The sequence below is a fragment of the Bradyrhizobium sp. USDA 3256 genome (assembly GCF_054058275.1).
The window spans coordinates 5,072,282-5,092,712 of record NZ_JBSSAE010000002.1; the positions used below are offsets into that span (position 1 = coordinate 5,072,282).

Annotated in this window: 20 protein-coding genes and 1 other RNA gene; 7 read left to right on the forward strand and 14 right to left on the reverse strand. The window is 65.2% G+C overall.

All coding sequences use genetic code 11. The features are described 5' to 3' along the window. Positions 1-178: 178 nt before the first annotated feature. Positions 179-1,108: a tRNA (adenosine(37)-N6)-dimethylallyltransferase MiaA gene (miaA, locus tag ACVWY5_RS25980; protein ID WP_028332480.1), complete on the reverse strand. Its 930-nt coding sequence runs from the start codon at positions 1,106-1,108 to the stop codon at positions 179-181. Between miaA and serB the strand changes: the two genes are divergently transcribed. Beyond that, the gene (gene serB / locus ACVWY5_RS25985; protein ID WP_028332481.1) at positions 1,107-2,009 is read left to right on the forward strand and encodes a phosphoserine phosphatase SerB; all 903 of its coding nucleotides are present in this window, start codon (positions 1,107-1,109) and stop codon (positions 2,007-2,009) included. The two genes, miaA and serB, sit on opposite strands and share 2 nt — an antisense overlap. A gap of 121 nt (positions 2,010-2,130) precedes the next feature. On the opposite strand, the gene ACVWY5_RS25990 is transcribed toward serB, so the two are convergent. The 12 genes from ACVWY5_RS25990 to ACVWY5_RS26045 all read right to left on the reverse strand — a co-directional run bounded on the left by ACVWY5_RS25990 (position 2,131) and on the right by ACVWY5_RS26045 (position 12,730). Beyond that, positions 2,131-3,627: a Do family serine endopeptidase gene (locus ACVWY5_RS25990; protein ID WP_028332482.1), complete on the reverse strand. Its 1,497-nt coding sequence runs from the start codon at positions 3,625-3,627 to the stop codon at positions 2,131-2,133. A gap of 268 nt (positions 3,628-3,895) precedes the next feature. Beyond that, positions 3,896-4,096, reverse strand: a complete 201-nt coding sequence (locus ACVWY5_RS25995) for a DUF2065 domain-containing protein (protein ID WP_028332483.1) — start codon at positions 4,094-4,096, stop codon at positions 3,896-3,898. A gap of 94 nt (positions 4,097-4,190) precedes the next feature. After that, positions 4,191-5,090, reverse strand: coding sequence for a protease modulator HflC (gene hflC / locus ACVWY5_RS26000; protein ID WP_028332484.1), 900 nt, complete (start codon positions 5,088-5,090; stop codon positions 4,191-4,193). Next, positions 5,087-6,226, reverse strand: coding sequence for an FtsH protease activity modulator HflK (gene hflK, locus ACVWY5_RS26005; protein ID WP_028332485.1), 1,140 nt, complete (start codon positions 6,224-6,226; stop codon positions 5,087-5,089). The genes hflC and hflK overlap by 4 nt, the downstream gene beginning before the upstream one ends. A gap of 144 nt (positions 6,227-6,370) precedes the next feature. After that, the gene (locus ACVWY5_RS26010) at positions 6,371-6,883 is read right to left on the reverse strand and encodes a dihydrofolate reductase (protein ID WP_028332486.1); all 513 of its coding nucleotides are present in this window, start codon (positions 6,881-6,883) and stop codon (positions 6,371-6,373) included. Further along, a complete protein-coding gene (locus ACVWY5_RS26015) occupies positions 6,883-7,368 on the reverse strand; it encodes a GNAT family N-acetyltransferase (RefSeq protein WP_028332487.1) in 486 nt (161 codons plus the stop codon). Before ACVWY5_RS26015 ends, ACVWY5_RS26010 begins: the two co-directional genes overlap by 1 nt. 20 nt (positions 7,369-7,388) lie before the next feature. Then, positions 7,389-8,183, reverse strand: a complete 795-nt coding sequence (locus tag ACVWY5_RS26020) for a thymidylate synthase (protein ID WP_028332488.1) — start codon at positions 8,181-8,183, stop codon at positions 7,389-7,391. A 174-nt stretch (positions 8,184-8,357) separates the two neighbouring features. Then, entirely contained in the window at positions 8,358-9,338 is a 981-nt protein-coding gene (locus tag ACVWY5_RS26025; RefSeq protein WP_028332489.1) for a tripartite tricarboxylate transporter substrate binding protein BugD, read from the reverse strand. 134 nt (positions 9,339-9,472) lie between these two features. After that, positions 9,473-10,987: a tripartite tricarboxylate transporter permease gene (locus ACVWY5_RS26030; protein WP_028332490.1), complete on the reverse strand. Its 1,515-nt coding sequence runs from the start codon at positions 10,985-10,987 to the stop codon at positions 9,473-9,475. A gap of 7 nt (positions 10,988-10,994) precedes the next feature. Next, positions 10,995-11,495 carry a tripartite tricarboxylate transporter TctB family protein gene (locus tag ACVWY5_RS26035; RefSeq protein ID WP_028332491.1) on the reverse strand — a complete coding sequence of 167 codons (501 nt, stop codon included), beginning with the start codon at positions 11,493-11,495 and terminating at the stop codon, positions 10,995-10,997. A 93-nt stretch (positions 11,496-11,588) separates the two neighbouring features. After that, positions 11,589-12,122, reverse strand: a complete 534-nt coding sequence (locus tag ACVWY5_RS26040; RefSeq protein WP_028332492.1) for a chromate transporter — start codon at positions 12,120-12,122, stop codon at positions 11,589-11,591. Next, on the reverse strand, positions 12,119-12,730 hold the full coding sequence (locus ACVWY5_RS26045) for a chromate transporter (protein ID WP_028332493.1): 612 nt from the start codon (positions 12,728-12,730) through the stop codon (positions 12,119-12,121). Before ACVWY5_RS26045 ends, ACVWY5_RS26040 begins: the two co-directional genes overlap by 4 nt. 88 nt (positions 12,731-12,818) lie before the next feature. Between ACVWY5_RS26045 and ssrA the strand changes: the two genes are divergently transcribed. From ssrA to ACVWY5_RS26075, 6 genes are all read left to right on the forward strand, one after another. Continuing rightward, positions 12,819-13,174, forward strand: a transfer-messenger RNA (tmRNA) gene (ssrA, locus tag ACVWY5_RS26050). 148 nt (positions 13,175-13,322) lie between these two features. Then, positions 13,323-13,844, forward strand: coding sequence for a ClpXP protease specificity-enhancing factor SspB (locus tag ACVWY5_RS26055; RefSeq protein ID WP_028332494.1), 522 nt, complete (start codon positions 13,323-13,325; stop codon positions 13,842-13,844). A 166-nt stretch (positions 13,845-14,010) separates the two neighbouring features. Next, positions 14,011-15,429, forward strand: coding sequence for a class II fumarate hydratase (gene fumC, locus ACVWY5_RS26060; protein WP_167350411.1), 1,419 nt, complete (start codon positions 14,011-14,013; stop codon positions 15,427-15,429). Positions 15,430-15,703: 274 nt separating this feature from the next. Continuing rightward, positions 15,704-15,892, forward strand: a complete 189-nt coding sequence (locus ACVWY5_RS26065; RefSeq protein WP_016841076.1) for a DUF4169 family protein — start codon at positions 15,704-15,706, stop codon at positions 15,890-15,892. After that, positions 15,889-16,164 (forward strand): ribbon-helix-helix domain-containing protein, encoded by a 276-nt coding sequence (locus tag ACVWY5_RS26070; RefSeq protein ID WP_024580116.1) that lies wholly within the window; start codon positions 15,889-15,891, stop codon positions 16,162-16,164. Before ACVWY5_RS26065 ends, ACVWY5_RS26070 begins: the two co-directional genes overlap by 4 nt. A 55-nt stretch (positions 16,165-16,219) precedes the next feature. Further along, positions 16,220-16,573 carry a VOC family protein gene (locus ACVWY5_RS26075; RefSeq protein WP_028332496.1) on the forward strand — a complete coding sequence of 118 codons (354 nt, stop codon included), beginning with the start codon at positions 16,220-16,222 and terminating at the stop codon, positions 16,571-16,573. Positions 16,574-16,637: 64 nt separating this feature from the next. Here the strand turns inward: ACVWY5_RS26075 and ACVWY5_RS26080 are convergent, their stop codons facing one another. Beyond that, positions 16,638-20,360 carry an AsmA family protein gene (locus tag ACVWY5_RS26080; protein WP_028332497.1) on the reverse strand — a complete coding sequence of 1,241 codons (3,723 nt, stop codon included), beginning with the start codon at positions 20,358-20,360 and terminating at the stop codon, positions 16,638-16,640. Positions 20,361-20,431: the final 71 nt, after the last annotated feature.

Sequence of the window (20,431 nt, forward strand, 5' to 3'; positions counted from 1 at the left end):
TTTCGCGATTTCCGTACTCTACCGGGGTTCCGCTCGTTCGGCGAGCGTTTTTGCGTGACGAAACGCGCATGGCAGACGGGCGTGCGGCCGGTAAGCCGTAGCCCGGATGGAGCGAAGCGAAATCCGGGGCCGATGCCCCCCGGGGAAAGGCCCCGGATTTCGCTGCGCTCCATCCGGGCTACGGGATCCGCTCCTGTAGCCACGCCTTCGCCGCGTCCGGCGCCACCCATTCGAATTCCGGGAGCTGATGGCGAAACCAGGTGAACTGGCGCTTCGCATAATGGCGGGTGTCGGCCCGGCCGATCTCAGCCGCCTGCTCGCGGCGGATCTCTCCCCTCAGGTGCCGGATCAGCGCCGGCACCCCATGGGCCTTCATCGCCGGCAGCAGCGGATCGAGCCCACGCGCCGCCAGCGCCGCGACCTCGTCGAGCGCGCCGGTATCGAGCATGACACCGAACCGGGCGTCGATCCGTGCATAGAGCGTCTCGCGCGCCGGCGCGAGAAACAGCGCATGAAAATCGCCCGGCGGCAGCAGTGGCGGCAGGCCCTCGCGATGCCAGTCCGGCAGCGGGCGGCCGGTGGCCTCGACCACCTCGAGCGCGCGCGCGATGCGGGTGCGGTCGCGCGGCTTCAGCCGCTCGGCCGACACCGGGTCGCGCGCTGCAAGCTCGGCATGCAGTGCCTCGACGCCGTGCTGCTCGAGCCGTGCGCGCACACCATCGCGCACATCAGCCGGGATCGGCGGCACCGCCGACAAGCCGCGCGTCAACGCCTTGAAATAGAGGCCCGAGCCGCCGATGAAGATCGGCAGCCGTCCCTGCTCACGCGCCTCACTAAGTCCCTTCGCCGCATCGGCCACCCAAGCGCCAGCGGAGAAATTCACGCCGGCGTCGACATGGCCATAGAGCCGGTGCGGAACCAGCGCCTCTTCGCCTGCGGTCGGCCGCGCGGTGATGATCCGGAGGTCACGATAGACCTGCATGGAGTCGGTGTTGATCACGACCCCGCCGGTCCGCTGCGCGAGTTCGAGCGCCAGCGCCGACTTGCCGCTGGCGGTCGGCCCTGCGATAAGCACTGCCTTGTTCAACAATCCCGAATGCGCCTGCATGTCCCTCGTTGCCACGCTGATCTGCAATCCTGCAAGCCCCGCGCTCGACTCCACCATCGTCGACGGTGCGCGGGCCGTGCTGCCCTCACCCGGCCCGGCGCAGTGGCTATTCAACGAAGTCGCTGCCGACATTCCGTTCGAAAGCGAGGATAGCAGCAGGGACGGTATCAAGGCGATCGAGGAACGCCTTCGCCAGGCCCGCGGCGACCTGCCGATCGACATTGTCGTGCAGCCTCGGATCGCCCGGCGCAAGAAGCTTTTTCTGGCCGACATGGATTCCACCATGATCGGCCAGGAGTGCATCGACGAGCTCGCCGACTTCGCCGGGCTCAAGGCCCATGTCGCTGCTATCACCGAGCGCGCGATGCGCGGCGAGATCGAGTTCGAGTCCGCGCTGCGCGAACGGGTGGTGCTGCTCAAGGGCCTGCCGGTCAGCGTGGTCGACGAGGTGCTCGACAAGCGCATCACGCTGACGCCGGGCGGCCGCGAACTGGTCATGACCATGCGCGCGCACGGCGCCTATACCTGCCTGATCTCGGGCGGCTTCACCTTGTTCACCAAGGTGGTTGCGGCGAAGGTCGGCTTTCAGGAGAACCGCGCCAACCAGCTGCAGGTCGCGGACGGCAAGCTGACCGGTGAGGTGGTCGAGCCGATCCTCGGCCGCGCCACCAAGCTCGCCACCTTGATCGAGCTCACCGAGTCCTTCGATCTCGACGAGATCGACACCCTGGTGGTGGGCGACGGCGCCAACGATCTCGGCATGATCCAGGCTGCGGGCCTCGGCGTAGCCTATCACGCCAAGCCGGCGGTCGCGGCCGCGGCCGCGGTCCGGATCGACCACGGCGATCTCACCGCGCTGCTGTACGCGCAGGGCTACCGGCGGGATGAGTTCGTCGGATAGGTGACGGGAAGTCATTCCGGGGCGGTCCGGAGGACCGAACCCGGAATCTCGAGGTTCCCAGGGCGCAACTGCGCCCCCGAGGTTCGATGCTTGGCATCGCCCCGGAACGACGCCTTGATCGCTACTGCACGCCGAGCGCGACGAAGCGCAGTTCGCCGTCGCCGTTCGAGACCAGCAGCAGCACCGACTTCTTGCCGTCCTTCTTAAGCTGATCGACGCGCTTCTTGATGTCAGCGGCGCTCGACACCGCCTCCTGCGCCACCTCGACGATGACATCGCCCGCCGACAGCCGCTTCTCGGCGGCATCGGAGTTGCCGTCGACGCCGGTGACGACGACGCCCTTCACGCTGTCCTTGATCTTGTACTTGGTGCGCAGGTCCTTGCTCAGCGCCGCGAGGTCGAGACCGAGCGCCTTCTGGGTCACCGGCTTCTCGGCGGTGTCGTCCTTCGACCTGGCGTTGACCTGCTGAACCTTCTCGTTGTCCTCGAGCCGGCCGAGCGTGACCTTGCGGGTCTCCTCATTGCCCTTGCGGATGACGACGACGTCGACTTCCTTGCCGACCGCGGTGTCGGCGACGATGCGCGACAGATCCTTGGGGTCCTTGACGTCCTTGCCGTCGAACTTGACGACGACGTCGCCGGGTTCGATGCCCGCCGGCTTGGCCGGCCCCTTGTCGTCGACGCCGGCAACCAGCGCGCCGCGCGCCGGCTTGATGTTGAGGCTGTCGGCGATCTCGTCGGTGACCTGCTGGATGCGCACGCCGAGCCAGCCGCGGCGCAGCTCGCCGAATTTCTGCAACTGGTCGACGACGCCGGCCACGGTCTTCGACGGCACGGCGAAGCCGAGGCCGATCGAACCGCCGGTCGGCGAGATGATCAGCGTGTTGACGCCGATCACCTCACCATCGAGGTTGAACAGCGGACCGCCGGAATTGCCGCGGTTGATGGCGGCGTCGGTCTGGATGTAGCTGTCGTACGGGCCCTGGCTGATGTCGCGGTTCTTGGCCGAGACGATGCCCGCGGTCACCGTGCCGCCGAGGCTGAACGGGTTGCCGATCGCGACCACCCAGTCGCCGAGCCGGATCTTGTCGCTGTCGCCGAATTTGACCGCGGTGAGCGGCTTCGGCGGCTTGAATTTCAGGACCGCGAGGTCGGTCTTCTTGTCGACGCCGACCAGCTCGGCCTTGATCTTGGTGCCGTCGTTGAGGATGACGTTGATCTCGTCGGCATCGGCGATGACGTGGTTGTTGGTGACGACGATGCCCGCGGTGTCGACGATGAAACCCGAGCCGAGCGAGTTGGTCTTGCGCGGCTGGAACTCACCGCTCTTGTCGCCGCCCTTGCCAGGCGGCCCGCGGCGGTTCTTGAAGAAGTCGTCGAAGAATTCCTCGAACGGCGAGCCCGGCGGCAGCTGCGGCATCGTCCGGTCCTTGGCCTCGACGGTCTGCGACGTCGAGATGTTGACGACGGCATCGATCACCTTCTCGGCGATGTCGGCGATGCCTTCAGGACCGCGTGCGAATGCCGGCACGGAGCTCAGCATGCTTGCAGCACCGATCGAGATCGCGGCTCCCATCATGCGGAAGCGACGGCTCAGGGCTGGTCTGGCAGCGGTCATGTCGGAGTTTCTCCAGGCAAACGGGTCCAAATGAGCTAGTTACAGAGTGCGCCCGAACGGGCACACGGCGCAAGCATCTCAGCCGGGCATTTCGGCGAAAAACCGGCTGCGTGAGGCTCACGATTATGTTCAGTCTTGCTTGTCATTCCCGCGGCAGCCCGACGGGCTGAACCCCGGGGTCGCAATTGCGCGCCTTTGAGAAATCTCGAGGTTCCCCGATGCGCGATCGCGCATTGGCGGTCATGCTTCGCATGCTCCGGAACGGCGACTATCTCCGCACCACCCAGATCAGGACAAGCCCGGCGACCGCCGAGCCGATACCGACGATGCGCAGGATGTTGTCGGGTGTCGCCAGCGCGCTCTTCATCGCCCGGCGCATCCAGGCGGGGCTTGCCGCGAACAGGATGCCTTCGAGCACGAACAGGATTCCCAACCCGATGAGGAAGTCGCCGAACGCTATGGACTTCATCGGATGGCAGCCTCCCGCTCGATACTTGTTGTTTTTGGTCGGCGGCGAAGCGTCATCCGCATCGCCGCCAAGTCCTGGTGTTCAAGTCGTGACGCTACTGTTTCGGCGCGGCGGCCGCCTCGGGCAACTTGCCGTTTGCACCGCCGAAGAATCTGAAGAATTCCGAGTCCGGCCGCAACAGGAAACGCGTGTCGCTGGAACGCAGGCCGTTCTCATAGGCCGTCATCGAACGATAGAACGCGAAGAAGTCCTTGTCCTTGCCATAGGCTTCGGCGAACAGGCGGTTGCGCTCGGCGTCACCCGCACCGCGGGTCTGGTCCGCGGCCGAGTTGGCCTCGGCGACGATCACGGTCGCTTCGCGGTCGGCCTTCGAGCGGATTTCCTGCGCCTTCTGGTCGCCCTGGGCACGGAACTCGGCCGCCTCGCGCTCACGTTCGGTCTTCATCCGGTTGTAGACGGCCTGGCTGTTCTGCTCCGGCAGGTCGGCACGGCGAATGCGGACGTCGACAACCTCGATGCCGTATCCGTCCGCTTCCCTGTCGAGCTGCTCGCGAATCCGCTGCATCAGCTTCTCGCGATCGTCACGCACCACGGTGATGAAGTTGACCTCGCCGAGCACGCGGCGCAGCGCTGCGTTCAGCAGCGTGGTCAGCTGCAGATTGGCGGCCTGGATCGAGCCGACGCTGGTGTAGTAGCGCAACGCGTTCTTGATGCGATAGCGCGCGAAGGCGTCCACCACGAGCCGCTTCTGGTCGGAGGCGATCACCTCCTGCGACGGGTTTTCCAGATCGAGGATGCGTTTGTCGACGTTGATCACCGAATTCCACGGCGCCTTGAAGTGCAGGCCGGGCTCGGTGACGATGTCGACCGGCTCGCCGAACCGCAAGACGATGGTTTGCTCGGTCTGCTGCACGGTGAACACCGAGCTGTAGCCGACGGCGAGCACAATGAAGAGGATGATCAGGGATACAATGCCGGTGACGGGAGACCTCATCGGGTGGCTCCCTGCTGCTGGCCGGTCGTGGCCGGTGCCGCCGGCCGCCGCGGCGTCAGTTCGCCGAGCGGAAGGTAGGGCACGATGTTCTGGCCCGGGCCGCCGTCGTAAACCAGCTTCTCGGAGCCGCCGAGCACTTTTTCCATGGTCTCCAGATAGATGCGCTCGCGCGTCACGTCGGGTGCCTTCTTGTACTCTTCATAGACCTTCAGGAAGCGTGCGCTCTGGCCCTTGGCGTCGGCGACCGCCTGCTCCTTGTAGCCTTCGGCGGCCTGCAGGATCTGCGCGGAACGACCGCGCGCTTCCGGCACGATCCGGTTGGCGTAGGTCTGTGCCTCGTTCTGCTTGCGCTCGAGGTCGGCGCGCGCCGCCTGCACGTCACGGAATGCGTCGATCACCTGCGCCGGCGGATCGACCTTCTGCATCTGCACCTGCGTGATCTGGATGCCCGCGTTGTAGGTATCGAGCGTCTTCTGCATCAGCTCCTGAACGCTCTGCTCGGTGACGTTGCGCGCCCCGGTCAGGATCGGCTGGATCTGCGAGCGGCCGATCACCTCACGCATCGCGCTTTCGGCAACTGCCTTCACGGTACCTTCGGGATTCTGGATGTTGAACAGATAGGCGCCGGCCCCGCCCGGCTTGATGCGCCACAGCACCGTGAAGTCGACGTCGACGATGTTCTCGTCACCGGTCAGCATCAGGCTCTCTTCCGGCACGTCACGCATGGTGCGGCCGCGCCGTGCGGGATCGTCGATCAGGGTCATGCCGATCGAGATCGTGTTGACGCGCAGCGCCTTCGGCAGCAGCACTGTCTCAATCGGATATGGCAGGTGGTAGCGCAGGCCGGGCTGCGCATCGCGGACATACTTGCCGAAGCGCAGCACGACGCCGAGTTCTTCGGACTGCACGCGGAAGATGCCGGTCGCGAACCAGATCGCCAGCGCGGCGACCAGCACCAGCGCGACGCCCATGCCGCTGAAATGCCCGCCGGGCAGCCACTGCTGCAGGCGGTCCTGGCCGCGCCGCAGCAGATCCTCAAGATCCGGCGGCCTTGGCCCGGCTGACTGCGGACCGGTGCCCCATGGCCCTTTCGGACCCGAGCCCCAGGGCCCCCCGCCTTGATTTTTCCACGGCATCAAACATCTCCTCGGCAAGTCCGGACGGGACGCCCGGCCTCGAATGTCCGGCCCGGTTATAGGGGACCGCTAGGGCCCTTACAACGCAAGCTTCCTGGCCGGACGAGCTATGCGCCGGGGCATAATTGTCAATGCAAACATTGGTTAACCCCGGCCGCGCCGACGATATGTCACATAGGAGAAGTCGGCACTGTCGTCCGGACCTGCCGGATTTCGCACGCGCGCCACCTCGTCCCACTGCTGCGCATCGATTTTGTCGAACCGCGTGTCGCCGTCCGGCCGGGCATGGACCTCGGTGATCTCAAGGCGATCGGCGGTGCCCATCCATTGCGCGTAGATTTCCGCGCCACCGATGACGGCAATCTCAGTGGCGAAACGCCGCAGCGCGTCGCCAAGCGCAATGGCGCGGGCGTTTTCAAACGACGTCGTGACGATGGCGCCGCGCGCGCGGTAGTTCAGATCGCGCGTCACCACGATGTTGGTGCGGCCCGGCAGCGGCCTGCGCAGGGATTCGAAGGTCTTGCGCCCCATCACGACGGGCTTGTTCAACGTAATCGCCTTGAAACGCTGCTGGTCGGATTTCAGCCGCCATGGAATGGCGTTGTCGCTCCCGATCACGCCGTTCTCGGCGACCGCTACGACAAGCACGATCTCCATCAGCGCGCCCCTTCCGCGAGAGCCGACAGCGCCTCGCCGGAGACGCGGCAAATCGTCCATTCGTCCATCATTTCGGCACCGAGCGACTTGTAGAACGCGATCGACGGCGCGTTCCAGTCGAGCACCGCCCATTGCAGGCGCGACCAGCCATTGCCGAGGCATTGCTTCGCCAGATGCACCAGCAGCGCCTTGCCGATGCCCTTGCCGCGCAGCGCCGGACGCACGAAGAGGTCTTCGAGATAGATGCCGTGACGGCCGGCGAAGGTCGAGAAGTTGACGAACCAGACCGCGAAGCCGGCAGGCTCGCCGTTCCATTCCGCGATGTCGCAATAAAGCCGCGGATTGGCGCCGAACAGCGCGTCAGCGATGTCGGCCTCGCTGGCGTGAACCTCATGCAGAAGCTTTTCGTATTCGGCGAGTTCGCGGACCAGCGAGAACACCAGTCCGGCCTCATCGGGCCGCGCGCGGCGAATCGTCAGCGACATTCAATCCCTCGGACCGCAACTCATACCGCGACCTCGGCCTTGATGTGCGGATGCGGGTCGTAACCTTCGAGTTTGAAGTCCTCGTAGCGGAACGCGAAGATATCCTTCACGTCCGGATTGATCGCCATCGTCGGCAGCGGTCGCGTCGGCCGCGTCAACTGCAGGCGCGCCTGCTCGAGATGGTTCGAGTAGAGGTGCGCGTCGCCGAGCGAGTGCACGAAATCGCCGGGCTTGAGCCCGGTCACCTGCGCGACCATCATGGTCAGCAGCGCATAGGAGGCGATATTGAAGGGCACGCCGAGGAAGACGTCACCCGAGCGCTGATAGAGCTGACAGGACAATTTGCCGTTCGCGACATAGAACTGGAACAGGCAATGGCACGGCGGCAGCGCCATCTTGTCGACCTCGGCCGGATTCCAGGCGCTGACGATCAGCCGCCGCGAATCCGGATTGCGCTTGATCATCTCGACCACGCCAGCGATCTGGTCGATGCTGCGGCCATCCGGCGCGGGCCACGACCGCCATTGCGAGCCGTACACCGGACCGAGGTCTCCGTTGGCGTCGGCCCATTCGTCCCAGATCGTGACGCCGTTGTCGTTGAGATATTTGATGTTGGTGTCGCCGGCGAGGAACCAGAGCAGCTCGTGAACGATCGCCTTCAGCGGCAGCCGCTTGGTGGTCAGCATCGGGAAGCCGGCCGCGAGGTTGAAGCGCATCTGATGACCGAAGATCGACAGCGTCCCGGTGCCGGTGCGGTCGTGCTTCTCGGCGCCGTCGGCGAGGATGCGTTCGAGCAGGTCGTGATACTGGTTCATGGCGTCTGTTTCGGGCTTTCGAGAGAACGACCAATGTAGCGGCCAAGGCCGCCGGTCGGCACGCTGATTCGGCTGAACGTACCGATTATACCCTGAAAAATGAGCACTCCGCGCCAAACGACAAGGGGCGGAACTCGCGTCCCGCCCCTATCCTATCCACTTGATTGTACTGGATTAAGTTGCCGGCTTGAGCACCGGCGTCCACTTCGCGATCTCGTTCTTGACGAGGGTCGCAAGTGCCTCCGGCGTACGGTTGACGGGTGCCGGGATCACGCTGCCGAGGTCGAGCAGGCGCTTGCGGACATTCTCATCGTCAAGCGCCTTGATGGCCGCGGCATTCAACGTGGCGATGATGGCGGGCGAAGTTCCCTTTGGCGCGAAAATCGCGTTCCAGGCCTGGGCCTGGAAGGCCGGCAAGCCGGCTTCCGTCGTGGTCGGCACATTGGGCAGCGACGGGTTGCGCTCGGGTGTGGCGACCGCATAGGCCTTGATGGTGCCGGCGTTGATCTGCGGCACCGCGTTGACGATCTGGTCGCACATGTAGTCGACCTGGCCTGCGACCAGCGCATTCATGGCCGGGCCGGTGCCGTTGAAGGGCACGCCGACCGGCTTGACGCCGAGGATCGAGTTCAGGAGCTCGCAGGAGGCGTGCGAGACCGAGCCGATGCCGGCATGCGCGGCGTTGACCTTCTCGGCATTGGCCTTCACGTAGGCGACGAATTCCTTGAGATCCTTCGGCGGGAAGTCCTTGCGGGCAAGGATCAGGATCGGCGTGCCGGCGAGCAGCGCGACGGGCTCGAAATCCTTTTCCGGGTGATAGGCAAGCTTCGGATAGAGCGGCACAGAGGCGGCGTGCGTGCCCATATGCCCTGTGATCAACGTATAGCCGTCATTGGCGGCACGTGCGGCGCGCGTCGTCGCGGTGGTGCCGCCGGCGCCGACCACGTTCTCGATCACGATGCTCTGTCCCAGCGTCTGCGCCATGTGCGCGGTGACGATGCGCGAAACGACGTCGGTCGGGCCGCCGGCTGCGAACGGCACGATCATGGTGATGGTGCGGGTCGGATAATTTTGCGCAGACGCCGGTACGGCGAATGCGCCGAGCGCGACAAATGCCGAAAGGCATGCGCCCGCAAGCGAGCGAATGGACATCATCTCAATTTCCTCCCGGGAACGTTTGACCAATAAAAATGCCGGCCAAATCGGCCGGCATTTTCATTTCACGGGACGACATCGAGTGTCGATTCGACTTCCGCCTGCGGCGCGGCGACGCGGGGCCGGCAGCTCGCTCAGCCCTCGGACTCCACGAACACTTCGTCGCGCTTGGCACGCAAGGTCGGCAGCACGGCCAGCACCAGGAGACCCGCCGCGATCGCCAGCAGCACCGCCGACAGCGGCCGCGAGACGAACACGCTCCAGTCGCCGCGCGAGATCAACAGCGCGCGACGCAGGTTCTCCTCCATCAGCGGGCCCAGCACCATGCCGAGCAACAGCGGCGCCGGCTCGAAATCATGCTTGATCAGCCAATAGCCGACGAGGCCGAACACGCCTGCGAGCACGACGTCGACCGGCGCGTTGTTCACCGAATAGATGCCGATCGCGCAGAACACCACGATCGAGGGGAACATCAGCCGGTACGGCACGCGCAGCAGACGGACCCAGATGCCCACCAGCGGCAGGTTGATGATGATCAGCATCAGATTGCCGATCCACATCGAGGCGATCATGCCCCAGACCAGATCGGGCTGCTTCTGCATCACCTGCGGACCCGGCACGATGCCATGGATGGTCATCGCGCCGACCATCAGCGCCATCACCGCGTTCGGCGGGATGCCGAGCGTGAGCAGCGGGATGAACGAGGTCTGCGCCGCGGCGTTGTTGGCGCTTTCCGGCGCCGCCACGCCCTCGATCGCGCCGCGGCCGAACCGCGACGGATTTTTTGCCAGCTTCTTCTCCAGCGTATAGGCCGCGAACGACGCGATCACGGCGCCGCCGCCCGGCAGGATGCCGAGGATCGAGCCGAGCACGGTGCCGCGCAGGATCGCCGGCGTTGAATCCGCGATGTCCTTCCTGGTCGGCATCAGGCCGGTGATCTTTTGCTGCACCAGGTTGCGGTTCATCTCGGCGCCGTGGTCGAGGTTGCGGATGATCTCCGCGAAGCCGAACACCCCCATCGCCACGGTGGCAAAGCCGAGACCGTCGGCGAGTTCGGGGATGTTGAAGGCCATGCGCGAGGCGCCGGTCTCGATGTCGGAGCCGACCATCGACAGCAACAGCCCGAACACGATCATCGCGATCGCCTTCAGCACCGAGCCCTTGGCGAGCACCACCGCGAAGATCAGGCCGAGCACCATCAGCGAGAAATATTCGGCCGGGCCGAACGCCAGCGCGAGCTTGGTCAGCGGCGCGCCGAGCACGGCGATCAGCACGGTCGCGACGCAGCCGGCGAAGAACGAGCCGATCGCGGCGATCGCCAGTGCCGGACCGGCGCGGCCCTGCTTGGCCATCTGGTGGCCGTCAAGCGCGGTGACCACCGAGGTCGCCTCGCCCGGAATATTGACCAGGATCGAGGTGGTCGAGCCGCCATATTGCGCACCGTAATAGATTCCGGCGAGCATGATCAGCGCACCGACCGGCGGCAGGCCGAAGGTGATCGGCAGCAGCATGGCTACTGTGGCGATGGTGCCGATGCCCGGCAGCACGCCGACCAACGTGCCGACCAGCGCGCCGACCAGGCACATCAGAAGGTTGATCGGCGAGAATGCGACCGCGAAACCGTGGGCGAGATTGGCGAACAGTTCCATCACGCCCTCACTGGATCAGGAAACGCGGGAACATCGGCATCGGAAGTCCCAGCACATAGGGGAAAAGCAGCGCGCAGCCGAGGGTCAGACAGGCGCCGACAATGACGGCCTCGACCAACTTCGTCTCCTGCGAGCCCATCGCCGCGATCATGAAGGCGGCAAAGGCGGAGACCACAAGCCCGAGCGGCCGGATCGCCAATGCGAAGAACACGATTGCGGCGGATACGAACAACGGGCCGCGCCAGGAATAGGCCGCGATATGCGGGCCGGCCTGCAGAACTCCCATCAGCGCGACACCACCGCCGAGCAACAGCAGCAGCACGGCGAACATGCGCGGCGCGGTTCCGGCGCCGAACGAAAATCCGTGCATACCCTGCAAATCGCTCGAGGCCCACAAGGCAAACAGCGCAACCGCCATCATGGCGAGCCCGCCGACAAAATCCTGCGGACCGCGCACCCATTTCGGCAAGATCGATTTGACCGGCGCCTCGCTCGGCGTATCGCTCATGACTTCGCTTCCCCCGTCAGGGCTGTCCCGCCCGTTTTGATTGAATGGCTTGGTTTGTGGTGCGTTGACCGAAAGCCTTGCTAGCGATTTTCGTCAGATAACGCCAGCGAAACCCAAGAGGCCTCCGGCCAGCAACATCCACAAAGGGTTGATCCGCGTCGCAAAAGCAAGCGCGGCCGCGACAATGGTGATCAGAACCGCGATCCAACTTTGGTCTGAGGTCTGCGCCACGATCAGGCCGGACGCCGCCATCAGACCGATCGACAGCGGAACCAGTGCCGCCTGGATCATCGCCGGCCAGCGCGCGTCGCGCGAGCGATCGAGGAAACGGCTCACATAATAGGCAAGCAGCGCGGTCGGTCCGCACATCGCCACCGTCGCGGCCAACGCCCCGGCGACGCCCGCGACAGAATAGCCGATCAAGGTCACGATCAGCACGTTCGGCCCCGGCGAGAGCTGCGAGATCGCGAATACGTCGGCGAACTGCTTGTCGGTCAGCCAGTGATGCACATCGACGGCGGCGCGGTGCATTTCGGGAATCGCCGAATTGGCGCCCCCGACCGCAAACAGCGACATCAGGCCGAAGGTCCAGACCAGCGCCGCGATCGGGTTGGACTCCGAGCTCATGCCCGCACCATGCGGCGCGCCAGGACCGTCGTCGCAATGCTGAGCGGGATCGCCACCAGCAGCACGATCTGGAGCGGCCAGCGGATCAGTCCGATCGCGACGAAAACCGCAGCCAGAATGACGAGGCTCGTGACGTCGCGCCGCTTCAGGAGCGGCATCATCATCTTGAAGACGACGGCGAACAGCAGCCCGACCGCGGCGCAGGCGACGCCGGCGAGCGTCCGGCGCAGCACGTCGATGTCGCCGTAACGGGCATAGAGCGCGGCAAGGATGGTCGCGATCACCATCGGCGGCCCGACCAGCCCGGCGAAGGCCGCGAGCCCGCCGGCTATGCCGCGAAAGCGCGAGCCGAATACGACCGACAGGTTGACGATGTTCGGACCTGGCAGGAAATGGCACAGCGCGAAGGTCTCGTTGAACTCCTCCGCGGTCATCCAGCGGTACTGCTCGACGATCGAGCGCCGGGCCCAGACCAGAACCCCGCCAAAGCCGGCCAGCGACATCTTGGCAAAGGCCAGGAACAGCTCGAGCAGGCCGGGCTGATGGGGCGGCGATGGTGCGGAGGCATCCGGCGCCGGGGCGGCAACCGGCGGAGATTCCGGGGGCATGGGCAAAACCTAGAACGGCGCCGGGAAAGCGCCAAGACCCTGGCCAACCCGAAATCGGTGGGTTTCACAGCCGAAAGGGCCTGAATCGGCTCTGTTTTTCTAAGACTTTGCCGCTATATTGGGGGTGCCGGTTCGCCGGCTATGGAAATAAATGACCGTCGCAATAAACCATTCGGACCCGGGGGCGGTACCCGGCGCCTCCACCAAAACCCATCCGTCACGGTGGCTTTCGGCGGGGGCGAAATAGGATCGACGAGGGCGTAAAGGGCGTGTTTTTTCTCGGTATGGTTCCGCCGACATCGGGCCAATGCAATAGTTGCCAACGACAACTTTGCTCCGGTTGCTCAGGCTGCGTAACGCAGTTTGAAAGACCATCTTAAAGTCCTAGCGGGTTAAGCTCCGCTAGGCGGGGTTCGGAGGCACCTGGCAACAGAAGCCTCCACTTTATCCCTTGTTTCCAAATCGGGCGTCCGCCCGCATTTCAGCTGCCAGCCCTGCTGATTTCCGGCTCCCGGCGGGGTAGCATGGCAAAAGGGCGAGTCGGACGGTCCGGCGCCGCCCAGGCGGGCATTTTCGAAGCGACAGGATCACCATGGCGACCGATCACATCCGATATGACGTGCTGGCGCGCGATGCGCTGCGCGGGGTGCTGCGCCGGGTGTTGTCCGACGCCGCCGAACATGGCCTGCCGGGCGAGCATCATTTCTACATCACCTTCCTGTCGCACGGCGACGGCGTGAAGCTGTCGTCCCGGCTGCTCGCGCAGTATCCGGAGGAGATGACCATCATCCTGCAGCACCAGTTCTGGGATCTGGTGGTGACGGAGGATCGCTTCGAGGTCGGCCTGTCGTTCGGCGGGATTCCCGAGCGGCTGACCGTGCCGTTCGCCGCAGTGACGCGCTTCCTCGATCCGTCCGCGCCGTTCGATTTGCGCTTCGATGTCTCGGACGCACTGTCCGAAGAAGCCCCTCCCGCCACGGCGCCGGCCTCTCCCCTGCCCGCCCCCCCGGCCCACGCAGCGGCCGAGACCGAGAATGCCGAGACCGAGCAGGAGCCCACGAAGCCCAGCGAAGGCGCCGAGGTCGTGCGGCTGGACCGCTTCCGCAAGAAATAATCTAAGCGCCGATCACGCCTCGACCTTGTAGGATGCTTGTCGGGATCGGGATGACAAATCGTCGTCCCAGCCTACTTCTGCATGAACGTGCCCTTCGCGTGGACGCTGTCGCGTTGCCGCGCCGGGCCACGTTTTGATGACCCAACGGCAAGCATCCACGGAAAGCATGATGGCTCGATCGACGATCCCCTCCAAGGCAAAGACCCGCGGCGAGACCGACAGCTTCGGTCCGATCGACGTTCCCGCGGACCGCTATTGGGGCGCGCAGACCGAACGCTCGCGGCAGAATTTCAAGATCGGCCACGACCGCATGCCGATCGCGATCGTCCATGCACTCGGCATCGTGAAGCTTGCGGCTGCGGAGACCAATCGCGAGCTCGGCCAGCTCGATGCGCGCCGCGCCGGCGCCATCATCCGCGCAGCGAAGGAAGTGATCGAAGGCAAGCTCGACGACAATTTCCCCTTGGTGGTCTGGCAGACCGGCTCGGGCACGCAGAGCAACATGAACGTGAACGAGGTGATCGCCAACCGCGCCAACCAGATGCTCGGCGGCGAGCTTGGCGCCAAGAAGCCGATTCATCCGAACGATCACGTCAACATGAGTCAGTCGTCGAACGACTCGTTTCCGACCGCGATGCATATCGCCGCAGCGAGCCGCATCGTCGCCGATCTGATTCCGGCACTCACCGAACTGCATCGCGCGTTGCGCAAGAAGGAGAAGGCGTTTGCCAAGATCGTCAAGATCGGGCGCACCCACACCCAGGATGCGACGCCGTTGACGCTCGGCCAGGAATTCTCCGGCTACGCCGCGCAGGTCGAGAGCGGCATCGCGCGGCTGCGCGTCGCGGTGAAGGATCTGTTTCCGCTCGCGCAGGGCGGTACCGCCGTCGGCACCGGCCTCAACTCGAAGCCGCGATTTGCGAAAACCTTCGCGCGGCACGTCGCCAAAATCACCAAGCTGCCGTTCACCAGTGCGGCCAACAAGTTCGAGGCGCTGGCTTCCAACGACGCCTATGTGCTGGTGCACGGCGCGATCAACTCGGTGGCGACCGGCCTGTTCAAGATCGCCAACGATATCCGCTTGCTCGGCTCGGGCCCGCGCTCGGGCCTCGGCGAGTTGATCCTGCCTGAGAACGAGCCGGGCTCGTCGATCATGCCGGGCAAGGTCAATCCGACCCAGTGCGAAGCCATGACCATGGTCTGCTGCCAGGTGTTCGGCAATCAGACCACGATCACCGTCGCCGGCAGCCAGGGCCATTTCGAGTTGAATGTGTACAAGCCTGTGTTGGCATATTGTATGATAAATTCCATCCAGTTGCTGTCTGACGTTGTCCGCTCATTTACTGAGCATTGCGTTGTCGGAATACACGCCGACGAAAAGCGCATCAACGAACTGATGCAGCGCTCGCTGATGCTGGTCACCGCACTCGCGCCGAAGATCGGTTACGACAACGCAGCCAAGGTCGCCAAGTCGGCGCATGCGCGCGGAACGACGCTGAAGGAAGAGGCTTTGCGGCTCGGATTTGTTTCCGCGGATGAATTTGATCGCCTCGTGCAGCCGGACAAAATGACACACCCGGGCTAACGCGCAGCGCGCATTGTCCGGATAATTACGGTCAGCGCGCGTGATATAATTATGGATCATAACGCCTAAAGACTAAGGCGCGTTACCTATGAGCTCTGCGCTGGCGCATGGTACAGACGTCTAGTTTTCGCAGAGCGAAACGGATTCTTTGATGCTATCAGAGCATCAAACGGGGATTCGGGATGGATATCGAGCCGAGCGCGTAGCGCAATTGCTCTTGCTTTCGTCACGATGCATCACCAATTCCGCTCTGGGGACGATGAGGACGACGAGCATGGGCGACGTGGTCAACTTGAAACGATTCAAGAAGCGCGGTGAGCGCGAACAAGCAGCGAAGCAGGCCGAAGCCAATCGTGCGCTATTCGGTCGCACCAAATCCGAACGAGCGCGTGACGAATTCCTCGGCGAGCGCAACGCGCGCGTGCTCGATCAGCACCGCATCGAAAATGGAGACGCATCATGAAGTCTCCCGTCGTCAAGCGCTCGATCGTCGTCGCCGGACACAAGACCAGCGTCAGCCTCGAAGAAGCCTTCTGGAATGGCATGAAGGAGATTTCCGGTCTGCGGAACATGACGCTGTCGGAGTTGGTCGGCGAGATCGACAACAATCGTCAGCAGGGCAATTTGTCCTCCGCGATCCGGCTGTTCGTGCTCGACTACTTCCGCTCGCGAGCCACGCCGGCGGTGCCCACGGATGTCAGGCCGCAACAGGTCGACACGCGTCAGCAGGCCTGACGGCCTCTCCGACCGTCGCCACCAGTAGACGGTCGTTCCGCTGCGCGGGCTCAGCATGAAGGTCAATCGGATCGTCGCGAACGTTGCGGCACCGGACACAGCGGCAGCGAAGTCGTTCTATCGCGACGTGCTTGGCCTCGAGCCACTGATGGATTTCGGTTGGGTTGCGACTTACGGCTCATCCGAAACAATGCAGGCTCAAATCAGCTTCGCTTCCGAAGGTGGTTCCGGCACGCCGGTGCCTGATCTCTCCATTGAGGTTGACGATCTCGACGAGGCCCTGCGCCGAATGAAGGCAGCCTGCATCACGATCGAATACGGACCGGCGGACGAGCCGTGGGGCGTGCGGCGTTTCTTCGTCCGCGATCCCTTCGGCAAGCTGATCAATATTCTGCAGCACCGATCATGAGCCAGAGCTTCGTTTGACGGGCTTTCTTGACGCAAACCGGTGCCCACTTCGCTTGAAAGCGCGTTTAGTTCTGCAGCGCCGGCCGCTGCGGTGGATTGGCGACCTGCGGCGTCAGCGACAGCGGCGGCCGCAGCGGCTTTGGTGGCCTGGCCGCGCCGGGCGCCGGCTTGACCTCGATCGGCGGTGGCAGCGGCGCCAGCTGCGGCTGGCTCGCAACCGACGCGGGCGGCGCAATGGCGGGTGCGGTGGCGACCGGCGGGACAGTCGGCGGCCGCGGCGCCACGATCTTCGGCTTCGCCGGCACGCGGCGCGGGTCAGGGCCAGGCCCAGGCAAGTTGGCGGAAGGCACTCCCGCCGAATTGGGGTTGGATGCATCCGGAGCCGGCTCGGCCGGATGCGGAAGCGCCGTTTGGGTCGGCGGCGGCGCCGGTTCGCCGCGCTCGATGGCGTCAAGCCGCTTGGTCTCCCGATCGATCGCGCGCACCGCAAGCCACGACGACAGCGCCGCAATGTCGATACTGCGCGACAATCCGTCGGGCGTGCCCACGGCAAGCAGCTGGATTTCCGGTCGGCTGTTGGCCGTGCCGACCTGCGTCGATGCCAGGGCAGCGCGGATGTCGGCCTGGTCGGCCGGAATGTCGTAGCCGCCGGATACGATCGCATTGGCGCCGTTCGCCGCGAGCGTGGTGGCGCCGACCCGGAGGCGGCCGTCGCGGATGTTGAAGGGAATTTGCGCCGAAGCAATCGACAGCGCGCCGCTCGCGAGCACCGGTTCGACGATCTGCCGCAGCCGCGTGTCGTCGGTCGCCTGTCCGGAATCGCTGGCGCGGATCGCAACTTCGAAGGCGCGCGGATCGAGGCCCGGAAGGCTGAGCCCCTCCAGCGTCACGGTGCCGCTGCCGGACAGCGCGCCGGTCAACGCCGAGGCACTGCGGCCCTGCGTCAACAGCGTCATCTGCATCGAGGCGCGTCCCTTGGGCATCGCGAGACTGCGGTAGTGCAAGGCTGAACTGTCGATGCCGGACAGCTGCACATTGGCGCTGAGCGCAAGTCCGTTGGCGCCCTGTCGCGCATCGATGGTGGCAGTCGCCTCGCCGCCGCCGATCTTGCCCTTGATGCCGTCGAAGGTCAGCGACTGCCCGTCCGATCTGATGGTGCCTCTGACCGGCTGCAGCTCGGCGCCACCCGGCAGCAGGCCATGCAGCGCTTCGAACGTGACCTTGCCGCGCCAGGCGCTCGTGAGGCCCTGGCCGAGCGGCTCCGTCGCATCGTGACCTGCCGCGCCGATCGCGGCCGCGAAAATCGGCGCCAGCGTGATCTGATCGAGACCGACTTCGCCGTCGACGCTTTTCTGATCGGCGAGCGTCAGCGCCAGATGGCCGCGCAGCCGTGAACCGGCGATGATGCTGTCGAGATCGTCGAAGGTCAGCCTGTCGCCCGCGAGCGTCAGTTTCGACGACAGGCGGATACTTGCGACCGGGGCGGCTGGTTTCAGATTGAGCAGCGGACCGATGTCGGCGCTGCGAACGCGGAGGCTAATGCTCGATTTGCTCTCGCTGGCCCCGTCCTTCGTCCAAGGCTCCGCGGTCCCTTCGGCATCCGCGTCCAGCCCTGCGCCCCAGAGCCTTGCCTTCAGCCGCAACGGCGCGCGCCACGCGCCGATCGCCGTGCCCTCGAATTGCGTCGAACCGGCACCGGCTGCGACCGCATGGTCAAGCCCAAGCAGCGCCAGCAAAGCGTTGCCATCGCCTGCCGAGAATTTCGTCTCCGCTGCAACCTCGTTGCGGCGAAGTGCATCGAAATCCAGCGCACGGATCGCGGCCACCTGCGGCGTCGCCGAGATCACCGTGTTGCCCTTGAGCTGCGGCGTGTCGAGATCGAGCGTCGCGCGCGCGCTGACGCGATCGGCCGCCTTGCCCTTGCCGAGGTCGAGCGCGAGCCTGGCGCGAACCGGGCCGGCATCCGCGCGGAGCACGGCAAGCCGCGCGGCCAGCGCCGGCGCGAACGGCTGAACCACAGCGGTCAGCCGGCCAAGCGACGCGGCGGTCGCGTCGACCGCGAGCTTGCCGGTCGAATTAGCGCGGTCGAAATCGCCGCTGCCGTCCAGCGTGACATTGTCGGGCTGACCGATCTTGACGCGCTCGAGCACGATATTCTTTGGGCTATAGGCGATCTTCGCCAGCAGCGGCCGCAACTCCTGCCCGGAAGAGACCGCGCGCCCGACGTCGAGCGACAGCTGCGCCTCGTCGGGCCATTCGCCTTGCGGACCGGCCAGCGAGCGGATCAATGCCGCGGTCGCGTCGAGATCGAGCCGCTCCGCCTTCAACTGCGCCTCGACCTTCGAGCCGCTGGTCGCCTCGCGGTGCGTAACCGCGACGCGGCCCTCGAGCGTGCCGCCCTCGATCTCCGCCTTCATCGCGTCGATCGAAAAGCCTGATGGCGACACCATGACGTCGCCGCGCAACCGCAGCGGCTTCTGGCTGCGATAGGTGACGTCGCCGCGCCCCTGCAGCCAGGTCATCAGCGCGTCGGGATCGGACGATTCGATGTTGAGCGCGGTCTTGAAGCTGTTCGCCGCTCCAGCTTGCGCGCTGGCACCGCTCATCGAGACACGCGTGGATCCCGGCGCGCGAAATTCCAGCCGGCGCACCGTCCAGGATTTCGCATCCGATCGCAGCTCCGCCGAGATGTCCTGCAACGGACGGCCGCCGAGCATGATCTGCTCGGACGCCAGCTCCAGCTGCGCCGGTATCGGGCTTTGCGGAAGACCCGACAACACCGCGCGCATGGCCGGCAGCACGCGGACCGGCTCGACATTGCCATTGCTGCCGTCCTTGGCGCTATCCTTGGCGGCGAACTTGTCGCCGTCGAGCTGCCGCGCCGTAAGCGAGGCGCGCAGCAGCGGCGACGCACCGAAACGCAGATCGCCGTTGCCGGCGAGCTTCAGCGCACGGTCCTCTGCGCCATAGCTCAATTCGATCTGGTCGAGCCGTGCCGTCGAATAGTCCGATTTCACCTTGGCCGCGATCCGCCATGGGGGCGCATCGCCGCCGCGCTGACCGGGCGCCCCCGCCAGCGTCAGCATGCCCTCGAACCGCGGCGCGCGAGCCTCGAAGGTCAGGATGCCGTCGAGATCGGCCGACACCGGCCGCTGCCCGGGATCGATGCTGAAGTGCAGGCGGGTGCCGCTGCCATCGGCGCTTTGCCCCGAGGAGACCCGAAACGGGTAACGGTTGCCGTCGAACATGAAATTGCCGTCACCGCGGATTGCACCGGCAAGCGAGCGGACGTCGCCGCTGAAGGCAATGTCGTTCAGCTCGAGCGTGCTGCGGCTCGCGGCATCATGCAACGCGATGCGGCCGGTCAGGTTGAGCCGGTCGATCGCCAGCGAAGCGAGGTTGAAGCTCCCGCTCGACGGCGACCAGTCGATGCGCCCTTTCGGGTCCAGCCCGAGATCGAGCGACACGCCGTTGATGGTGAGCTCGTTCGCGCGCCACTCGCCACGCATCAGCGAGCTCAGGCTGAACTCCACGTCGAGATTGGCGGCCCGAATCTTGCCGAGGTCGTTGGCGCCGCCGACAGTGACCGTCTTCAACCGCAGCGAGGGCGCCGGCAGCAGCCGCGCGTCGAGATTGCCGGCGACGCGAATCGGCACGCCGATGATCTTGGACGCCTCCGCCTCGAACTGCGGCCGGAACTGGTTCCAGTCAACGAAATATGGACCGACCAGCGCCGCGACCAGTGCAAGAATGAAGGCAATTGCCAGGCCGAGCAGCGTCGTCTGCACGGTGTCTCCCTTTGAGCCAGCTCCGGGGCAGCCTCCTCATGCTGAACCCTTTGCCAACCTCTGGCCGGAGC

Excerpts from the sequence above, each read along its gene's own strand:
- serB (WP_028332481.1), top strand. The coding sequence starts at position 1,107 with ATGTCCCTCGTTGCCACGCTGATCTGCAATCCTGCAAGCCCCGCGCTC.
- miaA (WP_028332480.1), bottom strand. The coding sequence starts at position 1,108 with ATGCAGGCGCATTCGGGATTGTTGAACAAGGCAGTGCTTATCGCAGGG.
- ACVWY5_RS25990 (WP_028332482.1), bottom strand. The coding sequence starts at position 3,627 with ATGACCGCTGCCAGACCAGCCCTGAGCCGTCGCTTCCGCATGATGGGA.
- ACVWY5_RS25995 (WP_028332483.1), bottom strand. The coding sequence starts at position 4,096 with ATGAAGTCCATAGCGTTCGGCGACTTCCTCATCGGGTTGGGAATCCTG.
- hflC (WP_028332484.1), bottom strand. The coding sequence starts at position 5,090 with ATGAGGTCTCCCGTCACCGGCATTGTATCCCTGATCATCCTCTTCATT.
- hflK (WP_028332485.1), bottom strand. The coding sequence starts at position 6,226 with ATGCCGTGGAAAAATCAAGGCGGGGGGCCCTGGGGCTCGGGTCCGAAA.
- ACVWY5_RS26010 (WP_028332486.1), bottom strand. The coding sequence starts at position 6,883 with ATGGAGATCGTGCTTGTCGTAGCGGTCGCCGAGAACGGCGTGATCGGG.
- ACVWY5_RS26015 (WP_028332487.1), bottom strand. The coding sequence starts at position 7,368 with ATGTCGCTGACGATTCGCCGCGCGCGGCCCGATGAGGCCGGACTGGTG.
- ACVWY5_RS26020 (WP_028332488.1), bottom strand. The coding sequence starts at position 8,183 with ATGAACCAGTATCACGACCTGCTCGAACGCATCCTCGCCGACGGCGCC.
- ACVWY5_RS26025 (WP_028332489.1), bottom strand. The coding sequence starts at position 9,338 with ATGATGTCCATTCGCTCGCTTGCGGGCGCATGCCTTTCGGCATTTGTC.
- ACVWY5_RS26030 (WP_028332490.1), bottom strand. The coding sequence starts at position 10,987 with ATGGAACTGTTCGCCAATCTCGCCCACGGTTTCGCGGTCGCATTCTCG.
- ACVWY5_RS26035 (WP_028332491.1), bottom strand. The coding sequence starts at position 11,495 with ATGAGCGATACGCCGAGCGAGGCGCCGGTCAAATCGATCTTGCCGAAA.
- ACVWY5_RS26040 (WP_028332492.1), bottom strand. The coding sequence starts at position 12,122 with ATGAGCTCGGAGTCCAACCCGATCGCGGCGCTGGTCTGGACCTTCGGC.
- ACVWY5_RS26045 (WP_028332493.1), bottom strand. The coding sequence starts at position 12,730 with ATGCCCCCGGAATCTCCGCCGGTTGCCGCCCCGGCGCCGGATGCCTCC.
- ACVWY5_RS26055 (WP_028332494.1), top strand. The coding sequence starts at position 13,323 with ATGGCGACCGATCACATCCGATATGACGTGCTGGCGCGCGATGCGCTG.
- fumC (WP_167350411.1), top strand. The coding sequence starts at position 14,011 with ATGATGGCTCGATCGACGATCCCCTCCAAGGCAAAGACCCGCGGCGAG.
- ACVWY5_RS26065 (WP_016841076.1), top strand. The coding sequence starts at position 15,704 with ATGGGCGACGTGGTCAACTTGAAACGATTCAAGAAGCGCGGTGAGCGC.
- ACVWY5_RS26070 (WP_024580116.1), top strand. The coding sequence starts at position 15,889 with ATGAAGTCTCCCGTCGTCAAGCGCTCGATCGTCGTCGCCGGACACAAG.
- ACVWY5_RS26075 (WP_028332496.1), top strand. The coding sequence starts at position 16,220 with ATGAAGGTCAATCGGATCGTCGCGAACGTTGCGGCACCGGACACAGCG.